A 19192-nucleotide genomic window follows, 5' to 3' on the forward strand; every position below is an offset into this window, starting at 1 on the left:
AATACTCACAGCTATTGTTGGGATCAAGTTTCTGGATAAGCTAATCTGCTTTTAAGTTGCACAATCCATTGTGAGGGCTGTTGACGGTTGACGGTTGACGGTTGACGGTTGACGGTTGACTGTTGACTGTTGACGGTTGACGGTTGACTGTTGACTGTTGACGTTTGACTGTTGACTGTTGACGTTTGACTGTTGACTGTTGACGTTTGACTGTTGACTGTTGACGTTTGACTGTTGACAGTCCTTGCAATTTAGATTTGCATTAGCTTATATCGGGTTTGTTTATGTATTATCGGCTTTTACTGGCAGAGAAATGATAAATTCAGCCCCTTGTTCTGGGGTTGATTCTACAGAGATAGTTCCCTGATGTCTTTGAACTATAATTTGCCAAGCGATCGCTAATCCTAAACCCGTACCTTTACCTACGGTTTTGGTAGTAAATAGATGCTCAAAGATCCGGTTTTTGACTGCTTCACTCATCCCAATACCGTTATCTTTAATGCGAATGATCGCATGGGGGGTAGAAAAAGTTTCTCCAGCTGGTACGAGTTCTGTGTTAATGACAATTTGCGGGGAATGGGGACGAAATTTACCTTGTCTGCGTTGTTGATTCAATTCCTCTATACTATCAATAGCATTAGCCAAAATATTCATAAACACTTGATTGAGTTGTCCGGGGAAACATTCCACCGCAGGTAAATTACCAAAGTTTCTCATCGCATCAATGGCGGGACGGTGTTCGTTAGCTTTGAGGCGATGTTTAAGAATTAAAATGGTGCTGTTAATGCCTTCGTGAATATTAAAGGGAATTTTATAATCTTGGTCGGCGCGGGAAAAGGTGCGCAGACTGTTACTAATACTGCGAATGCGATCGATACCCAGTTTCATCGAGTCTATGAGTTTGGGTAAATCTTCACGGATATATTCTAAGTCGATGGCTTCAGCTTCATCAAGAATTTCTTGACCGGGATCGGGAAACTGTTGCTGATATAAATCTAGTAAGCCTAAAAGGTCTTGAATATAATTTTTGGCAGGTTGTAAGTTACCGACTAAGAACCCCACAGGATTATTAATTTCATGGGCGACACCAGCAACCAGATTACCTAATGCAGACATTTTTTCATTCTGAATTAATTGTAATTGGGTTTGTTGCAAGTCTTGCATAGCTGCTTCTAACTCTTGGGCTTTTTGTTGGGCTTGGGCTTCTGCAAATTGGCGATGGCTAATATCAATGACAATTCCATCCCAAATAATCGAGCCATCTTTTTGCGGTTGCGGTTGTGCTACAGATTGAATCCATTTGAGCTTTCCTGAAGGGGTGATAATTCGCCATTCATGTTTAAATTGAGTTAAATTGGCAGCAGATTGGCTAATTAACTCTGCCAATTGTGTCATATCTTCAGGATGATTATAGGAGTAAAGATTATACTTCCCGGCTATGACTTCATCTGGTGGTAGTTCAAATAGTTCCGCGCAACCACAACTGACATAGGGTGTGGAGTTTGTACCGTCAGGAGATAACCGGAATTGGTAAATCATCCCAGGAATGTTATTAGCTAAATTCTGAAACCGGGTATCACTGGCTTGCAATTCCTCTAAATATAACTCTAATTGTCGGCTGTAAATTTGCGATCGCTGGTAAAGGCGAGCATTTTCTAAGGAAATCGCGGCTTGGGTACAGAGGAGATTCAAGATTTCAACGCGATCGCTTGTAAATGCTCCCGTGATTAAATTATTTTCTAGATACAAAATCCCCAATAATTTACCTTGATGCATAATTGGGGTACATAAAATACTCTTAGGCTGCTGATGCAAAATATAGGGATCGGCTGTTAGCCCAAAATTATCATTAGCATCAATTAATACTAAAGGTTGTAGGGTTCTTTTGACTGAATTAATTAATAAAATCGGCAATTCTTGACTTCTTTCTAAAGACAGCGATTGCAATACTACAGGTTTTTCTCCTATAGTTATAGTTGCCTCTATGACTAACCTATCTTCTTTTTGTAAGAGTAAAGCACATTTATCTGCGCCGGCATGTTCTAGAACTACTTGCAGCAGGGTAGCTAGTAATTTATCAAGATGAATTTCGCTAGATATCATCTGAAAAGATTGCAGCACAGTAGCTAAATCTAAGGCTGCACATAGACTATTACTGCTAGATTGAGAATTCTGACTATGGCTGTCATGTTCAGTTATCAAATTATCGACAACTGGAATAGTTAATTCTGAGGAAAAATTCAGAGTTTCTGATTGCAATATCGGCTTTAAATAAGGAGCATAGCATTCTTCTAATTGTTTAATTTTTGCCTTTGCTCCCCAACGGGCATAGCAATAGTAGGCGTTAATCATATAGTCTTGAACTAGGCTATTTTTTCCCCAACCTAAAGCAAATTTTGCGGCTAATTCGTTAGCTAAACCTTCTTCATGGGGGTATTGATTAACTTTGGCTGTGGTAATTGCTAAATCATAAAATTCCAAGGCAGCAGCTTTATTATTCAGTAAGCGATAGCGTTCTGCTTCTACTAAATAAAATCTGTGCAGATGATTAGCTGGGGCATGTTCTGCCCAATTTCTCAGTTGTTTTTGGTTGCTAGTAATTCGCTGTAAAATCTGTTGTTGCTCATCTGAATTAACTTGTGGATAAATTGCCAGATGGGCTAAAGAATCATAAGTATAAAAACTAGGAATGATAAATAATCCAGTGGCGGCATCTAAGTAATTTGTTGTAGCGATCGCGGCGCTAATTGCTAAATCAAACTCTCCAAATAAATAACTGAGAAACAGTTGATTGCTATGAAAATAGCATAAGGCTGTTTTATCTTTACCTAGTTGGAGAATGGGCAGCATTTGTTCTTGATGAAATACCTCGCCCAGTAACTGCCAAGGTGCTGCTGTCTGCTCTAATAAATTTACAATTCCTTGTTGAAAAATGGCAATTTGATTTACCAATGCGGCTTGTTTGCTGAGACTTAACTGAGCGATTAAATTCCTAGTTTCTCGATGAAGATCGGTTAAATTTTCTCCAGCTAACCAAGAATGCATCACATAAGCGATCGCACAAATACCCGCCCAAAGTAAATCTCCTGTGTCTAGTCCGCTTTGGTAGCCTTCTGTTAACAAAGATAAGCTATTTCTCACCGGTTCTTGCCAATGCAAGGTTCCTAGACTGACTTCTCCATAGGTTTTGGCGATTTGTTCGGCTGCGGGAAACTTTTCTAGGAGTTTCAGCGCTAACTGGCCAAATTGGTAGCCAGAATGAATATCTCCTTGTAACCCACATAACAACTGTCCGTAGCAGCCATAGCCATAGCTAGAGGTGGGAGTGTTGCCATATTCCACAGATAAGTTGACTTGCGCCAAAATAATTAAGGGAAATAATGCCGGTACTGCAACATAAGCAGAAGATGAAACAGCAGCCAGAATGCGCATGGCGGCTAATTTTTCCGGGTTGGTCATTGGCGCTAAATTAACTAAATCTAGCGGTTGCCTCTGGGCTAAAATCGCTGAAGTTTGGGCAAATCCTTGAACAATATCTGATTCACCAGGCTGTTCGGGAAAAGCGATCCCTAAGGGTTGGAGGAACTTCAGCGCCATCTCTAATGCTTTAATTGGTTGGTGCTGTGCTTGTGCTGCTTGAATTTGAATTTCGGTAATTTTGACTGTATCTAAGTGGCTATGAGCATTTTCTCCAATCACTGCGGCTAAGTTCGCCATTTGCTCTAAATTACCACTTAAATAAGCGGCTTCGTGGGCTGCTGTGTAAAGTTCTAGGGTAAGTTGATATTGGGTTTGCCAGCCATCTCCAGGTAGTAAATTAATCCCTGTGGTGAAATATTCTAAGGCGGTGCTATGGGCTGTGGCGCTTTTGGCTTGATATCCGGCTTGAAGATTGAGTTGCGCTAGTTGATGTTTTTGGGTAGGTTCGCAAATTAAATTTTTACCGATATTTAATTGATTGACAATCGGGAAGAGTTTTTCCCTAGCTTCGGTTATGTGAGTGCGATCTAGCAGTAGTTGTCCAATTTTCAGGTGAGTAGCCGGTCTTTCTGTCTCCGGAATTAAAGCATATGCCGCCTGTTGGACGCGATCGTGTAAAAATTTGTACTGAGGTAAGGGGTGAGGTGTCAGGGGTAATTGACAAATAGTATTTTCACAGTCGGGATCGACAAAAAATTTGCAAACTTCGTTAACGGCGAGAATTAATCCGGCTTGTATGGCTTTCCATAAGTCAGAAACTGTCTCTAGCTGAGATTTTTCGTAAACAATCGCCAAGGTAGCAATGTCAAAAACGTTACCCATGCTAGCTGCGAGTTGTAAAACTCTTTGGGTAGGGATGGGTAATTTCTGAATTTGCTGCACCATAAAGTCCACCACATTATCTGTGAGGGCGAGGGCGCGAATTTGTGGTAAATTACCTTGCCAGTAACCAGTATTTTTATTAAAAATAATACATTCTTCTGCATATAATAACTGAAGAAATTGCTGCGTAAAAAACGGATTGCCGTTGGTTTTTTGATAAACTAATTCGGCTAAGGGTGCGGCTTTTTCTGGGGGACAGGTGAGGGTGTCTGCAATTAGCTGATTAATATCGCTGAGTTTCAGGGGATTGAGGCTGATAGTCTGGACGATCGCTGTGGTTTTACTAATTTTATCCAGCATTAACATCAGCGCATGAATGGAAGAGACTTCGTTATCGCGGTAAGCCCCGATGAGTAAAAGATAACCTGTATCTGCGGCGCTGATTAATAGTTGCATTAATCGCAGTGAAGCTGAGTCCGCCCATTGCAAATCATCTAAGAAAATGACTAAAGGATGTTGGGGATGAGTAAAAACTTGAATAAATTTTTGTAATATCAGATGAAAGCGATTTTGCGCTGCGGTTCCCGATAGTTCTGGTACTGGGGGTTGTTGACCAATAATCAATTCTAGTTCGGGAATTACCTCGATGATTACTTGGCCGCGATCGCCCACAGCCTCAAGAATTTTCCGCTTCCACTGTTCTAGACGCAGATCTGATTCTGCTAGCAGTTGTCGCATCAAGTCGCGTAATGCTTGGACAAATGCCGAGAAGGGAATGTTACGATGAAATTGCTCAAATTTACCTTGGATAAAGTAACCCCTTTGTCTGACAATGGGCTTGTGGATTTCGTGGACAACGGCTGTTTTACCGATTCCCGACATCCCCGCAATCAAAATTAATTCGCTGTGTGGGTGGTTACTATGAACTACGCGATCGAATGCATCTAGTAAAGTTTGGACTTCAGCGTGACGACCATAGAGTTTTTCTGGTATCGAGAAGCGATCGCTCACATCAAGTTTACCAATAGCAAATGGGGCAATGTTTCCTGTCTGTTGCCATTGGGTTAAACAAATTTGCAGGTCTTGTTTTAATCCTAATGCAGTTTGATAGCGGTCTTCCGCATTTTTCGCCAGCAATTTCCAGATAATCTCTGCTATTGGTTGGGGAATGGCTTCAATTTTATACTGGGAATTGGTGGCACAGTTAGGCCAATCTTGTGGTGGAGTTATGGCTGAATTTACTTTTTGCCAGCGAATTTTAAATTGTTCTAAAGGCGCGGGTTGTTTGGCTAAATGACAGTGAATCAACTCCATTGGATCGGCAGTCATAAAAGGAGGTTGACCTGTCAGCAATTCAAAAAAAGTAATTCCCAAGGAATAAAAATCACTGCGATAGTCAATTCCCCGGTTCATCCTTCCTGTTTGTTCAGGCGAAATGTAAGTCAGGGTTCCTTCCAGCAGGTTCGGGTTTTTAATCTTTTGAGTTTCTCTGGGTAGTACAGAAGCGATACTAAAATCTATGAGTTTAACTTCTTTAGTTTGGGGATTGATGAGAATATTATCTGGTTTAATATCTTTGTGAATGATCCGCCGTTGGTGAATTTGTTGGAGAATCTCAGTGATTTGCACAGCGATCGCTAAAAATTCACTGAGTTCTAAAGGCTGGATTTTCGTATATTCCCGGAGAGAAATACCACCAAAGTCTTCCATTACTAATGCATAACTATGGTCGTATGCTTCTAAACTGTAATGGCGAACTACTCCCGGAAAATCAAGGGTTTTAGCAATTTTGTACTGGTTGCAAAACTGCAACATTTCCCCAAAAGTTGGATAATCAGATTTGAGACATTTGATAATTACAGGTTGTTGGTCTGTCTCTCGAATACCACGATAGACAATCGTTGTCGAACTAACGTGCAGTTGTTCGACAACTTGATATCCTAAAATCTTGCATCCGAAATTCAGCCCCAATCTCATATTGTACTTACCTCATCTGCAAAATTACTTTTGCTTAATGGTTTTAATAATATTAGTATGCCCATGAGTTAGCTTTTTCTAACTTGAGAACGCAGTAATATAAGAATCCTATCTGAGTTGTGAAAATATTTTTTTAATGAACCGCCAACGCGCAGCGTCTCGCAGAGAAGACGCCAAGTACGCCAAGGATAAGAGAAAAAACTGAGAATTGGTAAATTTCACAAATGATTTAGGATTGCTATACATCAGTTGAGCGGTATAACTCAACTGTCAAAAATTGCAATTTTTCAATTCCCGGCTCGTCCTCACTAATAAGTAAATTTGATTATTTGCTCTCCTTTGGAGTTTGTTGTTGACTGCAATTAACTGTATTAATAGGCTGTTTTCTTAATTAGACTTCTTGCATAAATATCTTTTTGTCTCACGCAAAGACGCATTCGACGGAATTGTTCCCCCAGGGTAGACGCAAACAAGAAGCTAAGAATAAAGACTTTTGCAAGCAGTCTGTTGATTACGAAAATTTTTTGCTAATTATAACAGTTGAATTTATTTAGAGGTGAAGATAACAGATTTATTTCCAATTCTCTTAATTATGATGGCATCATAATCGAGCATATCTGAATTAATTTCTTTCTCGCTTATTAGAGGTATATCTATATAGCGATAAATGAGTCAAAAATTCCAAATTCACAACTTGTAATGAGAGCTTCATGAATTATTCAAAATGAAAGACATTTTCCTAAGGGGATTTAAACCCCGTCTGAAAATGATACTACCTATAGACTTAGGGGTATTAAACCCTTTTATTTACGAGAAAAAATATTTAATTATGTATTTATAATGCTTGATATTTACCAATAAAAAATCAAATTTATCCTTTTTATAGTAACTGTAATAAAATTTACAAAGTTTAGCCAAACTTGCAGATAAATATTGTATCTAAAGAATACAATCTGCTGCAACGAACTCAGCCGTAAATTGGTATGGCAAAAAAATCATAAAAAATCATAAAAAATCAGGTTTAATCAAAAAATCGATTTAATTAACTAAAAAGGATTTAAAATCAGCTTTACTATGCTAATTTACTGGTTAATTCCGAGATGATATTCTTTATTTCCTGGAGCTTGTAGGAGCTACACAATTGACGTTTGAGCAAGCAATGCTGGTATTAGATCTAGTATTACAGCAGAAGCATTTAAGTGATATTCAAGAACTAGTACTTCGTCAATCTTGGGAAGGATATACTTATGCACAGATTGCCGAAAGATCTGGTTATGATGATGATTATATCCGCGATGTAGGATATAGATTATGGCAGATGCTCTCAAGGGCATTAGGGGAAAATGTCAATAAAAGTAATATTAAATCTGTCTTAAGAAGACGATATGTAAATCTGCAACCAGCAGAAGTATCAGTTCCGACTCTCATAGAGAATCCCGTGGGAGAAAAACAGCCAAAAACCTCACTGCACCAAGATTGGGGCGAAGCGATAGATGTGTCTGTGTTTTATGGACGCAGGATAGAACAAAGCAAACTGCAACAATGGATTCTCAAAGATCGATGTCGCTTGCTGGCTTTATTGGGAATGGGTGGAATTGGCAAAACAGCTTTGTCTGTCAAGTTAGCAGAACAGCTGCAAGATAATTTTGATTACGTGATTTGGCGTAGTTTGCGGAATGCGCCACCAATTGTGGAATTGCTCAAAGATATCATTGCTTTTGTTTCTGAGGGAGAAGCTGTCAATATCCCAGAAACTGTAGAAGCGCAAATTGCCGGCTTAATGAATTATCTGGCGGCTCAACGCTGTTTAATTGTGCTGGATAATGTGGAGTCGGTGTTAGCGACTGGAACTAGATCCGGACGCTATCGTTTGGGATATGAAGGATACGGACAACTTTTGCGCCGAGTAGGAGATGAACGCCATGAAAGTTGCTTGCTGATTACCAGTCGGGAAAAACCCATTGGCTTTACCGCCAGAGAAGGAGATAATTTACCAGTGCGATCGCTGCAATTAACCGGTTTACCCGAAGTCGCAGCTAGACAAATCCTCCTCACCAAAGGGCTGGTAAATTCCCCAGATGAATTTGATAATTTAATTCAGCGCTATACAGGTAATCCTCTCGCCTTAAAAATCGTCGCAACTACAATCCAGCGACTATTTGATGGCAATATTCAAGCATTTTTAACCCAAGGAGCCATTGTTTTTGGTGATATCTGGCAAATTTTAGATCAACAATTTAGTCGCTTGTCGGTGAACGAACAGCAACTAATGTACTGGTTAGCAATTAAACGAGAATGGGTAACCATCCCCGAATTAGAAGCAGACATTATCCCCCAAATATCCAAGCGAGAATTATTAGAAGCACTCTTATCTTTGCAGGGGCGATCGCTGATTGAACAGCAATCGGGTAGTTATACGCAACAACCTGTAGTCATGGAATACATGACTGACAAATTAATTAAACAAGTTTGTCAAGAAATTCTCAGTGGTGAAATTAACCTCTATAATACTTACGCCTTAATGGAAGCAACGGCGAAGGATTATGTGAGTGAGAGTCAAAAACGGGTGATTTTAGCTCCGATATTGAACAGTCTCAATATTATCTGGAACAATCCCGCGACTATTACCAGAAGATTGCAAGAAATTATTTCTCTACTGCGCAGCCAATTTGCCACCATACCAGGATATGCTGCGGGAAATACCATTAACCTCCTGCGTCAGCTCAATGTTGATTTCACTGGCTGGGATTTTTCCGGTTTAACCATTTGGCAAGCTTGTTTGCAAAACATCAACTTGTATCAGGTAAACTTTCGCAATAGCGATCTGAGAAAATCTAATTTTCATCAGGCTTTGGTGAATATTCTCACCCTCCAATTCAGTCCTGATGGTCAAGTTTTGGTAACAGGCGATGCTAATGGCGGCGTTAGGTTGTGGAATATTGCAGATGGACAACAACTACAACATCTAGAAGGACATACAGGCTGGGTTTGGCAAGCTAACTTTAGCCAAAATGGGCAAACTCTCGCCAGTTGTTGTGAAAATGGCATCATTAAACTCTGGGATGTGAATACAGGGCAATGTTTGCACAGCTATCATCAACAAAGCATTCGCAGTTGGTTATCTAGCTTTAGCCCAGATAATCAAATTTTAGCCAGTACTAGCCGAGAACAGACTATTAAACTCTGGGATATTCACAGGGGAGAATGTATTAAAATTTTCTCAGAAGATACTCATAAAATTGGCCCGGTGGCTTTTAGTCCAGATGGACAAATTCTCGCCAGTGGTAACGAAAATCAAACAATCAAACTTTGGGATGTGAATACAGGGGAATGTTTGTCTACATTAGACGGACACCATCAAGCGATTTGGTCAGTTAACTTTAGTCCAGATGGGCAAATTCTCGCCAGTGGTAGCGAAGATAAAACAGTTAAACTCTGGGATGTGAGTACCGGTAGATGTTGGCAAACCTTACAAGGATCGCAGATAGATTTAGTTTGGGCGATCGCTTTTAGTCCCGATGGCGAAACTTTAGCGATCGCCGGCGAAGCAGCAACAATTAGTATTTGGGATCTGAATACAGGTAAATGTATCAAAACCCTATCCGGTCACACCACCCGTGTTTGGTCAATTGCTTTTAGTCCCGATGGACACATTCTCGCTAGTGGTGCAGAAGACCAAAGTATTAGATTATGGGAAGTGAATACAGGCAGATGTATTAAAACTTTCCAAGGTTACCCGATTTTTACTGGTGCAGTTGCTTTTAGCCCTGATGGTGAATCGCTGGCGAGTAGCACGGGGCACACAGTTAGATTGTGGGATTTAGCAACGGGTAATTTAGTTAAAAACTTACCAGGACATAGCCGTGATGTCATGGCTTTAGTCTACAATACTGATGGAAATACTTTGGCTAGTGGTAGTTTAGATGGCTCAATTCGCTTGTGGAATCTCAGTAGCGGACAATGTGACAAAACTTTACAAGAACATAGTAGCTTTATCTTTGCACTTAACTATAGTCCTAACGGTCACAGGCTAGCTAGCGGGAGTGCAGATAAGACAATCAAAATTTGGGATGTCGCCACAGGACAATGTTTGCGCACGTTAACCGGTCATACAGGTTGGGTATTTTCTGTAGTCTGGAGTTTAGACGGGAGATTTTTAGCGAGTATGGGGGAAAATAGCATTCATTTATGGGATGCTACCACTGGAGAAAATTTACAAGTATTACCAGGACAATATTGTTTAATTGGTGCAGTAGCCTTTCATCCCAACGGTCAACTTTTAGCAACTGGGGATAATCAAGAATATAAAATTCAGTTTTGGGATATTCACACAGGTAACAGTTGGCAAACAGTAGAGTCACATCAAACCACCGTCACTGATGTCAAGTTTAGCCCCAATGGCGATCGCGTTGCTAGTGGTAGTCACGACCAAACCATCAAAATTTGGCACAGTCAAACCGGGGAATACCTGCAAACCCTACAAGGACATAGTAATTGGATTTGGGCGATCGCATTTCATCCCCAAGGACAAATCCTGGCTAGTGGTTCCCAAGATGAGACAGTTAGACTCTGGGATATTGCTACAGGTGAATGTTTACAAATTTTGCGATCGCCTCGTCCTTATGAAGGGATGAACATTCAAGGCGTTACAGGTTTAACACCAGCCCAGAAAGCCACTTTAAAAATTCTCGGCGCTAGGGATTGATTGCGCTGCGCTTGTCAAAAGTCCACAGTCCAGAATCAAAGGAAAAGGGGGAATAATCAATGCCCAATGCCCAATGCCCACTCGCCTTGAGCGAAGTCGAAAGGATGCCCCATGCCCCATAATTAACTTGCCCAAGCTTTAACTCTTTGTAACCGTCGCAGAATCCGGTTAGCAAGTTCGACTCCCTTGACTGGCTTACACAAATAGTCATCAGCACCCACAGTAAAAGCTTGATTTTGGCTGGCGGCATCTGTGAGTACACTTAGAAATAATACAGGTAAGCGCTGCCAATGGGGGTCACTGCGGAGAATTTGGCACAGTTCAAAGCCGTTGATTTGTGGCATATTCACATCTAATACTAAAGCATCGGGAGTGACTGCTTGCAGTACTGTCCAAAACTGTTGTGGATCGGCTAGGGTTGTGACTTTAAATCCCCAAGGTTTGAGCAGAGTAGGGAGAGTGCGTAACCATTCTTGATCGTCGTCGAGAATCATGACTTTCTGGGCTGCTTCCGTACCGCGTAACAAATTGACTGTGGTGTCAATTACTTGTTCAGCAGAAATTGGCGCGGCTAAAAACAATTTTCCACCCCGGCGCATGACTTCTAAGCGATCGCTTAATTCATTGCGATCGCTCATCACCACAATCGGTAATTCCGGGTAACGTTGTGCTAATATCTGCAATATTTCCCAAATATTATTGTCTGAATCTGATATACTAATTGGTAAGCGCAACAGCACAACATCAGGATTTTTACCGACAGCATCAAAAATTGATTCAGTGGTTATTAAGGTTTTAGCCATCTCTAGCAATGGTGCAATCTCAATCCGAATTCCCTTAGTTGCTGCTACATCTGCTAAAGATTGGTTAAATTCGCTGTCCGAACTGAAAATTAGTAATAACGGCGATTGTCCATTGGGAATTTGCGACATCTGAATCAGTGTAGTCTGTTCAATGTCTTGTTGTAGAGCCATCACCAAAGTTTTCATCAATGGTGCGTGTTTTGGTTGTAGCGGTTCTCTACCACCTAACCAATACTCTAACTGTCTGGCGATGTGAATTGTTTTTGTTAACCCAAAAATTCCCAGAGTACCCGCTAGTTTATGGGCGACTTGTTGCGCCTGTGCTTGTTGTTGAGTTTTAAGTTGATTTGCTTGTAAGTCCCTGACAGTTTGTAATAATACTGCAATCTGGTCTAAGGTTTTGGCTTTGGTAGACTTCCACGTGTCATTGAGAAAGGCGAGATATTGTTGCTGGTAATCACTCGCAGGGCGATAATTTTCCCCATCGCTCAACTTTTCTCCAGCTACCGCTATTGATTCTTCAGCCGTATAATTACTATTAGTATTTGTAGCTAATTGTGTAGAAAATTCTTCTGTATTGATGGCTTTTAGGTAATAGCCTCTTCCATGCATGGTAGCAATAAAATCATGGGGCGCGCCTGCTGCGACTAACTTGTGTCTCACCCGACGGATATGGGAACGGACTGTAGCTTCCGAAGGAAATTCTTCCGAAGACCATAACCGATCGAGAAGTTCTTCCGTGCTGAACACATGCTGACAGTCCCGCAGCAACAGTTCTAGTAAATCATATTCCATTGTGGTCAGATTTAGGGGGCGACCGTTATAAGTCACCTCACAAGTACTGGGGTTAAGCAGCAAATCGCCCCAAGTCAGTAAAGGAAAAGGATTATTACTACCACGCCTCAGCAAAGCGCGAATCCTGGCGATTAATTCTACAGGGTCGAAAGGCTTAACCATGTAATCATCTGCACCAGCATCCAAGCCCTGAACTTTGGCGGTAATATTATCTTGAGCCGTGAGTAGTAAAATTGGGAAACTATATCCATTTGTGCGGAAGCGCTTGCATAAGCTGATACCATCCAACTTCGGCAGCATGATATCTAGTACAATCAGGTCATACTCAAAGGTAGAGCCATAAGTCCAACCCATTTCCCCATCTTTAACCACATCTACAACATAGTTATGGGTTGTCAGATTTCTGCTGAGAACTTTAATTAATAAATCATCATCTTCTACAAGCAAGATTTTCATGGATGCAGCTACCAATGGAGAATTCTCATAATTTGCTCAATCGGTTGTTCACAAATGGTGAGTGCTAAACCAGTGTTACCTTGTTTGAGGTCATCTGAGGAATCTACTGGTGGAAATCGGTTGTTGCGCCGGATTGCGAACATTGCTGACAAGAACGTTTTGACGACTAAATCCATATTTCAGGCAGAATTTTCCATTCTTTACTTAAGTTAGCGAAAGTTTAAATCTTATGAAGTTAATGTTGGAAAAATTAACATTTTTGCTATGGAAACTCAGGTAAAAACGAGCAAGCGATCGCGCCAATTTCTCAATTACCTCAATCGTGAAGCAATTTCCGTGAATAATTAAGCGATCGCTCTTGGATATCTCTGCGATCGCTCAGGTGAGCTTTTGAATAGCGAACTCATCCCCCCGTTACCGTCGCCATGATCATATCGGCGTTGCTTAACCCGGATTTCTAAAGATTATAAATTGCCCCATTCTCAGCTAACCACTGCTTTCTTTCAAGATAATCTGGCATAATACGCTCCAGCCTATGCCAAAATTCAGCGCTGTGATTTGGTTCAATTAGATGCACTAATTCATGAACTGCTAAATACTCAATCATTGTTCGCGGTAACATTGCAACTCGCCAGTGAAAATATAAATCCCCCTTATGTCCGCAAGCAGCCCAATGATTACCTAACTCGCGTACTTGGATAGAACGAGGTGAAGTAGTAACTCGTTTAATTAGTGCGGTGATTTGTTGTTCTAAAATTACCTGAAGATGTTGGCGATACCACTGAATAAAGTGTTCTCGACCTTGGGCTTGTGCTTGCTGTTGTAACTCAAAGCGGCTTTGAAATAGTCTTAATAGTGCTTGTGTTTGCGCCTCTTCAACTATTTTGAGACGATAACTAAGTCCTAAATAATAAAAAGCTTCCCCTGAGACGAATTGTTTAACGTTAACTGGAGGATTTAATGATTCTTGCTTTAAAAGTTTGCTGTAAATCCAGAAACGTTTATCACTGACAATTTTTTCTAATGTTTCTATTGGTACTTCTGGGGGAGAAGCCAAGATTAATTTACCGTCACGTTCGACGGTAATACCTACGGTGCGGCGTTTGGAACTGTGGCGAATTTCAAAACTGAGGTCGCCAAAGGTGATAGTTTTCATGCCATTAAATTATCACGATTTCTCCTAGCTAACTGAACTAATTTATCAGCGACTTCTGCCAATTGGTCATAACTTACTAAATCACGATCATCTAAGTAGCCTGCTATCCACTTTCTTAAATCTTCTTGGATTATTTGGCTACCCCAATTTATCCGTTTTACTTCTTGGCGAATATGTGCAACAATTTCCACGGTTGCTTGAGCAAGTTCTGGGAGTTGTTTTTGTGAATGTTCTCCTAAAATGTTGAGAAATGGTATTTGAGTTTTGGGATCTAATCCCGTCTCATCTGTAGTACGACCAGCTTGGATTTGTTCTATATACTTCCGCAAAGCTTCAACTTTTTCTGACCAGTTATCAGCTAAAGATTCCAGAATTTCTGTCAGTTTTTCACTTAAATTTTTGTAGTAAACTGGGTCTTCTTCATAATTTATGCTGATATGGTGACGGGCAGCAAATTCCATTTCTGCGGCTTGTGCTTTAATTGAGCGATGACGCTGGACATGGGTTTTAAAATCCAAAGACATAATATCAATCGGTGGTACTTTCAGGTCAATACCTTGGGATTCAATATATTGGTCGATTAATGCTCTAACTTTCTCTTTAGCACTGACAATATTTAGTTTTTCATCTCGATATAAGTCAGCGACAGCTTTTTTGATAAAGCCCAGTTTTTTAGCATCGCGTACAAAATTATATGGTTGACGTGCTTCTGGTCGTGGTAGAATTGTATCAAGTGTGTTGAGAAAATCTTTAAAACAATCATTAAATTCGACTCTGAGCCGTTCATCTTTGAGCAAATCTACACAAGCATCTACATCATCAATTGTGTATCCCTTTTGAGTGAATAGAGCAATAACTCGCTGATGTCTGTCGCGCAATTTGGGTAATTCTGCACGAATATCAAACAAAGCTAATTCTGTATCAACATTCTCGTAAACTGAAAGAGCAGCAGCGATATCAACACCATAATAATCTACTACTAAACCTTCGGTTTTTTTATCATTATATACTCGGTTAACACGCGCGATCGCTTGCAGTAATTCGTATTCTTTGAGTGACCTATCTAAATATAAAACCTGTTCTAACGGTGCATCAAAACCCGTTAATAGCATATTTTTGACAATTAAAATTGCTAAACTATCTTGGTCTAAAGGCTTTTTAAATTTCTCAATATTAATTTCTTGTTGACTTTTATCCGTCCACTTTTTCCAGCTATTCTCATCTCCCTTATCGCCAGAGATGACAGTCGCAAATTGTAGCTTGCGGATGGTTTCTAGATGTGGGAGTGCTTGAGCAAAAAAACGAGTTTCGCCATCACGCGATTCTAAAGTCTCCGCGTCAAGACTTTGCAGAATTGGGGCGCGGTGTTCTATTTGCTGTACTATTTCTCGTTGTGCTTCTACAAATGCTTCTTGATAACGGACTGCGGCGAGGCGGGTAGAGGCGACTACTTGGGCTTTAAAACCTCCTGCTAAAATGCGCTCAATATAATGACGCAACATACTTTTAGCTTTGGCTTGAATTAATTCCCACGCTTCGCCAACTTGGGTTTTAGTAGCGTATCTAGCTTTAATTTGCGCCCGTTCTTCTGGGGTTTTATCAGCAAAAATAATTTCAAAAAGTTGGTCTAAGTCATCACCTTGGGTTACAGTACCTCTAGCTTCTAATCCTTCGTAGATAATAGGTAATGTAACTTTATCTTCTTGGGATTTGCGGATATTATATTCATCAATAAATGAACCGAAAATTTGCAGCGTGGTTTTTTTCGCAGCTTTGACAATGGGTGTACCAGTAAACCCAATACGCACACAGTTAGGTAAGGCTTCTAATAAATTGGTGTGGAGAGTTTTGGCGTGAGAACGGTGTGCTTCGTCAATTAGCACTAAGATATTTTCGGAAGGATTGAGGTTTTTGGGAATTGGTGCTATTTCTGCTTCTTCTTCGGAATCTTCGCCACCTTTAAATTTTTGAATCATTCCAAAGACTAAGCCAGCACCTGGTTGTTGCAAATATTTTTCTAGCTTTCTCACTGTTTTCGCTTTTTGTAATGGTTCTCCAGTGAGTACGGCGGTATCTGCAAGTTGTTTTTCTAAGTCTCTGCGGTCGGTGACGACTACAATTTTAAAACGGCGTAATTCTAGGATGGTGCGAATTTTCCGAATTAGGTAAACCATTGTTAGGCTTTTACCTGAGCCTTGGGTATGCCAAATAATACCACCGCGTTGGTCATCTGTGCCATGTTGGGCGCGAGTTTGGTTGTGTTGCAGTTGGTGTAAAGCTTTATAAACTGCCCGATATTGTTGATAACGGGGGACAATTTTAATAGTGCGTCCACCACTGGTTTTAAATAGGGTGAAATTATGCAGAATGTCGATAATATTAGCGGGGTTCAACATTCCGGCGATGAGAGTTTGGCGAGAATTTAATTCAGCAACGCCTAATTGTGCAGCTATTTCCGTTTGGGGGCTGGGAATGGTATCTTTCCACTCAACATAATGTTCATAATTTGCGCCAATAGTTCCGGCTGTCGCCCGTCCTCTTGATGCTGCTATCATCAGCAAATTGTAGTGGAATAATTTTTCTGCGCCTTCTGGTTGGCTGCTACCCCGTTGATTGGAATATTTTAATAAGTCTTGAATTGCTGCGGTTATCGGGTTATCTAAATTCGGGCTTTTGCATTCAATTACTATTAAAGGAATGCCGTTAACAAGTAGTACGATATCTGGGACGATAAACCCCAGATTACCTGTTAACCAAGGTGGATCTACTCTGTATTGATTAATTACTAAAAAATCGTTGCGGTGAAGATATTTGGAGTCAAATTCAATAAAATGTACCGTGTTTTGTTTGCCATCTTGTCCTAAAATTGTGGTGCCTTTAAGTAACAATTCTGTAGCGGCTTGGTTGGCTTCCATTAATCTATTTGCACCCAAGCGTTCTAACTGACTGACTGCGGTTTGAATTTGGATATCATCTAGCCAGGGATTACCGTTATCGTCTAAGTTGATGCGTTTGATAGCGGCTTTGAGGCGTTGTGTTAGTAGAATTTGCTTAAAGTTGTCGCGTTCGGTAACTGCGGGATTTTCCCAACTACCTTCTATATATTGCCATCCCATGCCCGTGAGTTGTTCAATGGTGGGTTTTTCTACATGGGTATATTCTGGGGTTTGTTGGGGCATGGTGATAGTTTTTACATCAGGGACATATTTAATATATTTTGCCCCAAGCTTAACTAGTTGAAGGGTAACGGTTGACAAATAATCACCTGTACATCTGGTAGTTGAGCGAAGGCTGATTCTATCATTGGCTTACAGCAATTTTCAGGTAAATAGACCACACTGTAGGGGCACGGCACCAGTAACATTATTGTATATACGAGAAGATTGTGGACGCCGTGCCCCTACTACGATTGTGGTTCAAATGCATGAAAACTGCTGTAATGTCCTGGCTGTACTTTATACCAATTTCAATAATCTTTGCGACACATCAAAATATTCTAGAGGGCATGGCATTGCCAGTGCCCCTACAATCTGTCGCATTCTTTTTTCCAATTGGTATTACCAGCGCGACAGGCTTGTTCATATAGACGAAAATTTTCAGGATAAGCTTGCTTGAATTGCAAGGCAATCCCTTTACCCATGACACCGACACAATTAACTGTGTTAACTAGTGCTGCATGGCGTAAATAACCATACCATTTTATAAATTCATTTTGATAATCTAGAGTAGTGCGAGCATCTTGCTCGCTGACAAACGCGAGCAAGACTTCGGCGTGAGCGCTCAGTCGAACGCTGCTCGCACTACAATGGTATGCTCATTTCCGCCGACCTGTACTAGGGCTTCGGTTTTCTCTTCTAATAGATTGCCTTGCTTAAATTCACACATAATTATGTTCACCTACTAGGTCAACCTAGTTATCAATATAATTTTTCAATAGAGAGCTGACTTTCACCAGTAAGGCTTTCAAGTTTTTATAATCAACTAATTTGTCATGGTGCAAACGTCCCAGAATAATACCTGGATGTCTATGATGAGTGTCAGCAAATTCTTCAATTGCTTGACGAGAGAAGTATTTTTTCACCCCGGAAACAAAAACCGTAAAGGCTTGAGGTTCTATCAACCAGTTGGCAGCTTTTTGATTGGCTTCTTTCTCTTTATTATTGTCTTCTAAAGCATCTAAGTTATCTAAATAAATCCCTTCATGCCCTAAAACAATATGTGCTAACTCGTGCATCAGAGTAAACCAAAATGAGTCAATACGGTCATATCTCAAGGTCAAAGCAATAATTGGTTTATCGTTCAAGTAATGGGCTGCGCCATCGAGATAGGTTTTTTTGAGATGAGGCACGATTACAAAATGTACACCTAAATCTGCTAGTAATTCAGGAATTCGCACAATAGTTTTTACTTGTTCAGCACAAGCAAGAATTTCAGGTATAGCAGTTTCTAGTTGCTCGCGGTCAAAATTAGCAACTGTTTGTTGCTTGGCTAGATACTCAACTCGTTTTACCCAAGCTATCCGAGATGTTTCTTCTGGTTCTCTATGCTCAGAGCAACGAAAGTTAACTGCTAACTGTGGTGTTTCATTTAAGCAGGAAATGCCAAGATAATTACAGATTTGTTGTTCTAATTCATCAATGGAATCTGTTGGTTGAATCCATCTATTTTTGATTAGTTCGGAGATAGGAGCTATTGTATACAATCGACTTTTACGACTTATATCTTGCTCCTTTTTTTCTTTTCCCGCTAAGTGAAGACGATATTTTGCTTCTAGGTTTGTCCAGAACTCAGGGGAAGTTCCCAAGGCTTGAGAGAGTTCGATAGCTGTTTCTGGGGTAATTTGCTTAGTTCCCCGGATAATTTCGTTAATGGTTTGAACTGGACGAGCCATAATTTCGGCTAAATCTTTCTGTGTCCAGCCACGCGCTTCTAATTCTCTACTTAAAATTTTTCCTGGTGTTGGTACTCTTGCTGGTGTTAGTTTCTGGCTCATATTGC

At 40.5% G+C, this 19192-nt stretch carries 9 protein-coding genes; 1 reads left to right on the top strand and 8 read right to left on the bottom strand.

What is annotated here, in order from left to right:
* Nucleotides 1-40: 40 nt before the first annotated feature.
* Together AACW45_RS14810 and AACW45_RS14815 are read right to left on the bottom strand one after the other, a co-directional pair.
* A complete protein-coding gene (locus tag AACW45_RS14810) occupies nucleotides 41-250 on the bottom strand; it encodes a hypothetical protein (protein ID WP_190633326.1) in 210 nt (69 codons plus the stop codon).
* Between the two features lie 32 nt (nucleotides 251-282).
* Nucleotides 283-6279 (bottom strand): trifunctional serine/threonine-protein kinase/ATP-binding protein/sensor histidine kinase, encoded by a 5997-nt coding sequence (locus AACW45_RS14815; RefSeq protein WP_190633327.1) that lies wholly within the window; start codon nucleotides 6277-6279, stop codon nucleotides 283-285.
* 1141 nt (nucleotides 6280-7420) lie between these two features.
* Between AACW45_RS14815 and AACW45_RS14820 the strand changes: the two genes are divergently transcribed.
* On the top strand, nucleotides 7421-10984 hold the full coding sequence (locus AACW45_RS14820) for an NB-ARC domain-containing protein (RefSeq protein ID WP_190633328.1): 3564 nt from the start codon (nucleotides 7421-7423) through the stop codon (nucleotides 10982-10984).
* A 122-nt stretch (nucleotides 10985-11106) separates the two neighbouring features.
* Here the strand turns inward: AACW45_RS14820 and AACW45_RS14825 are convergent, their stop codons facing one another.
* From AACW45_RS14825 to AACW45_RS14850, 6 genes are all read right to left on the bottom strand, one after another.
* Nucleotides 11107-13038: a response regulator gene (locus AACW45_RS14825; RefSeq protein ID WP_190633329.1), complete on the bottom strand. Its 1932-nt coding sequence runs from the start codon at nucleotides 13036-13038 to the stop codon at nucleotides 11107-11109.
* 8 nt (nucleotides 13039-13046) lie between these two features.
* A complete protein-coding gene (locus AACW45_RS14830; protein WP_277880396.1) occupies nucleotides 13047-13181 on the bottom strand; it encodes a hypothetical protein in 135 nt (44 codons plus the stop codon).
* A gap of 314 nt (nucleotides 13182-13495) precedes the next feature.
* On the bottom strand, nucleotides 13496-14194 hold the full coding sequence (locus tag AACW45_RS14835) for a M48 family metallopeptidase (RefSeq protein ID WP_190633330.1): 699 nt from the start codon (nucleotides 14192-14194) through the stop codon (nucleotides 13496-13498).
* Nucleotides 14191-17373, bottom strand: a complete 3183-nt coding sequence (locus tag AACW45_RS14840; RefSeq protein ID WP_190633331.1) for a type I restriction endonuclease subunit R — start codon at nucleotides 17371-17373, stop codon at nucleotides 14191-14193. Before AACW45_RS14840 ends, AACW45_RS14835 begins: the two co-directional genes overlap by 4 nt.
* A 344-nt stretch (nucleotides 17374-17717) precedes the next feature.
* Nucleotides 17718-17957: a macro domain-containing protein gene (locus tag AACW45_RS14845; protein ID WP_242045667.1), complete on the bottom strand. Its 240-nt coding sequence runs from the start codon at nucleotides 17955-17957 to the stop codon at nucleotides 17718-17720.
* 147 nt (nucleotides 17958-18104) lie between these two features.
* On the bottom strand, nucleotides 18105-19187 hold the full coding sequence (locus AACW45_RS14850) for a HigA family addiction module antitoxin (RefSeq protein WP_190633332.1): 1083 nt from the start codon (nucleotides 19185-19187) through the stop codon (nucleotides 18105-18107).
* Nucleotides 19188-19192: the final 5 nt, after the last annotated feature.

The sequence above is a fragment of the Calothrix sp. FACHB-168 genome, from assembly GCF_963889195.1.
Taxonomy (GTDB): Bacteria; Cyanobacteriota; Cyanobacteriia; order Cyanobacteriales; family Nostocaceae; genus Aulosira; species Aulosira anomala_A.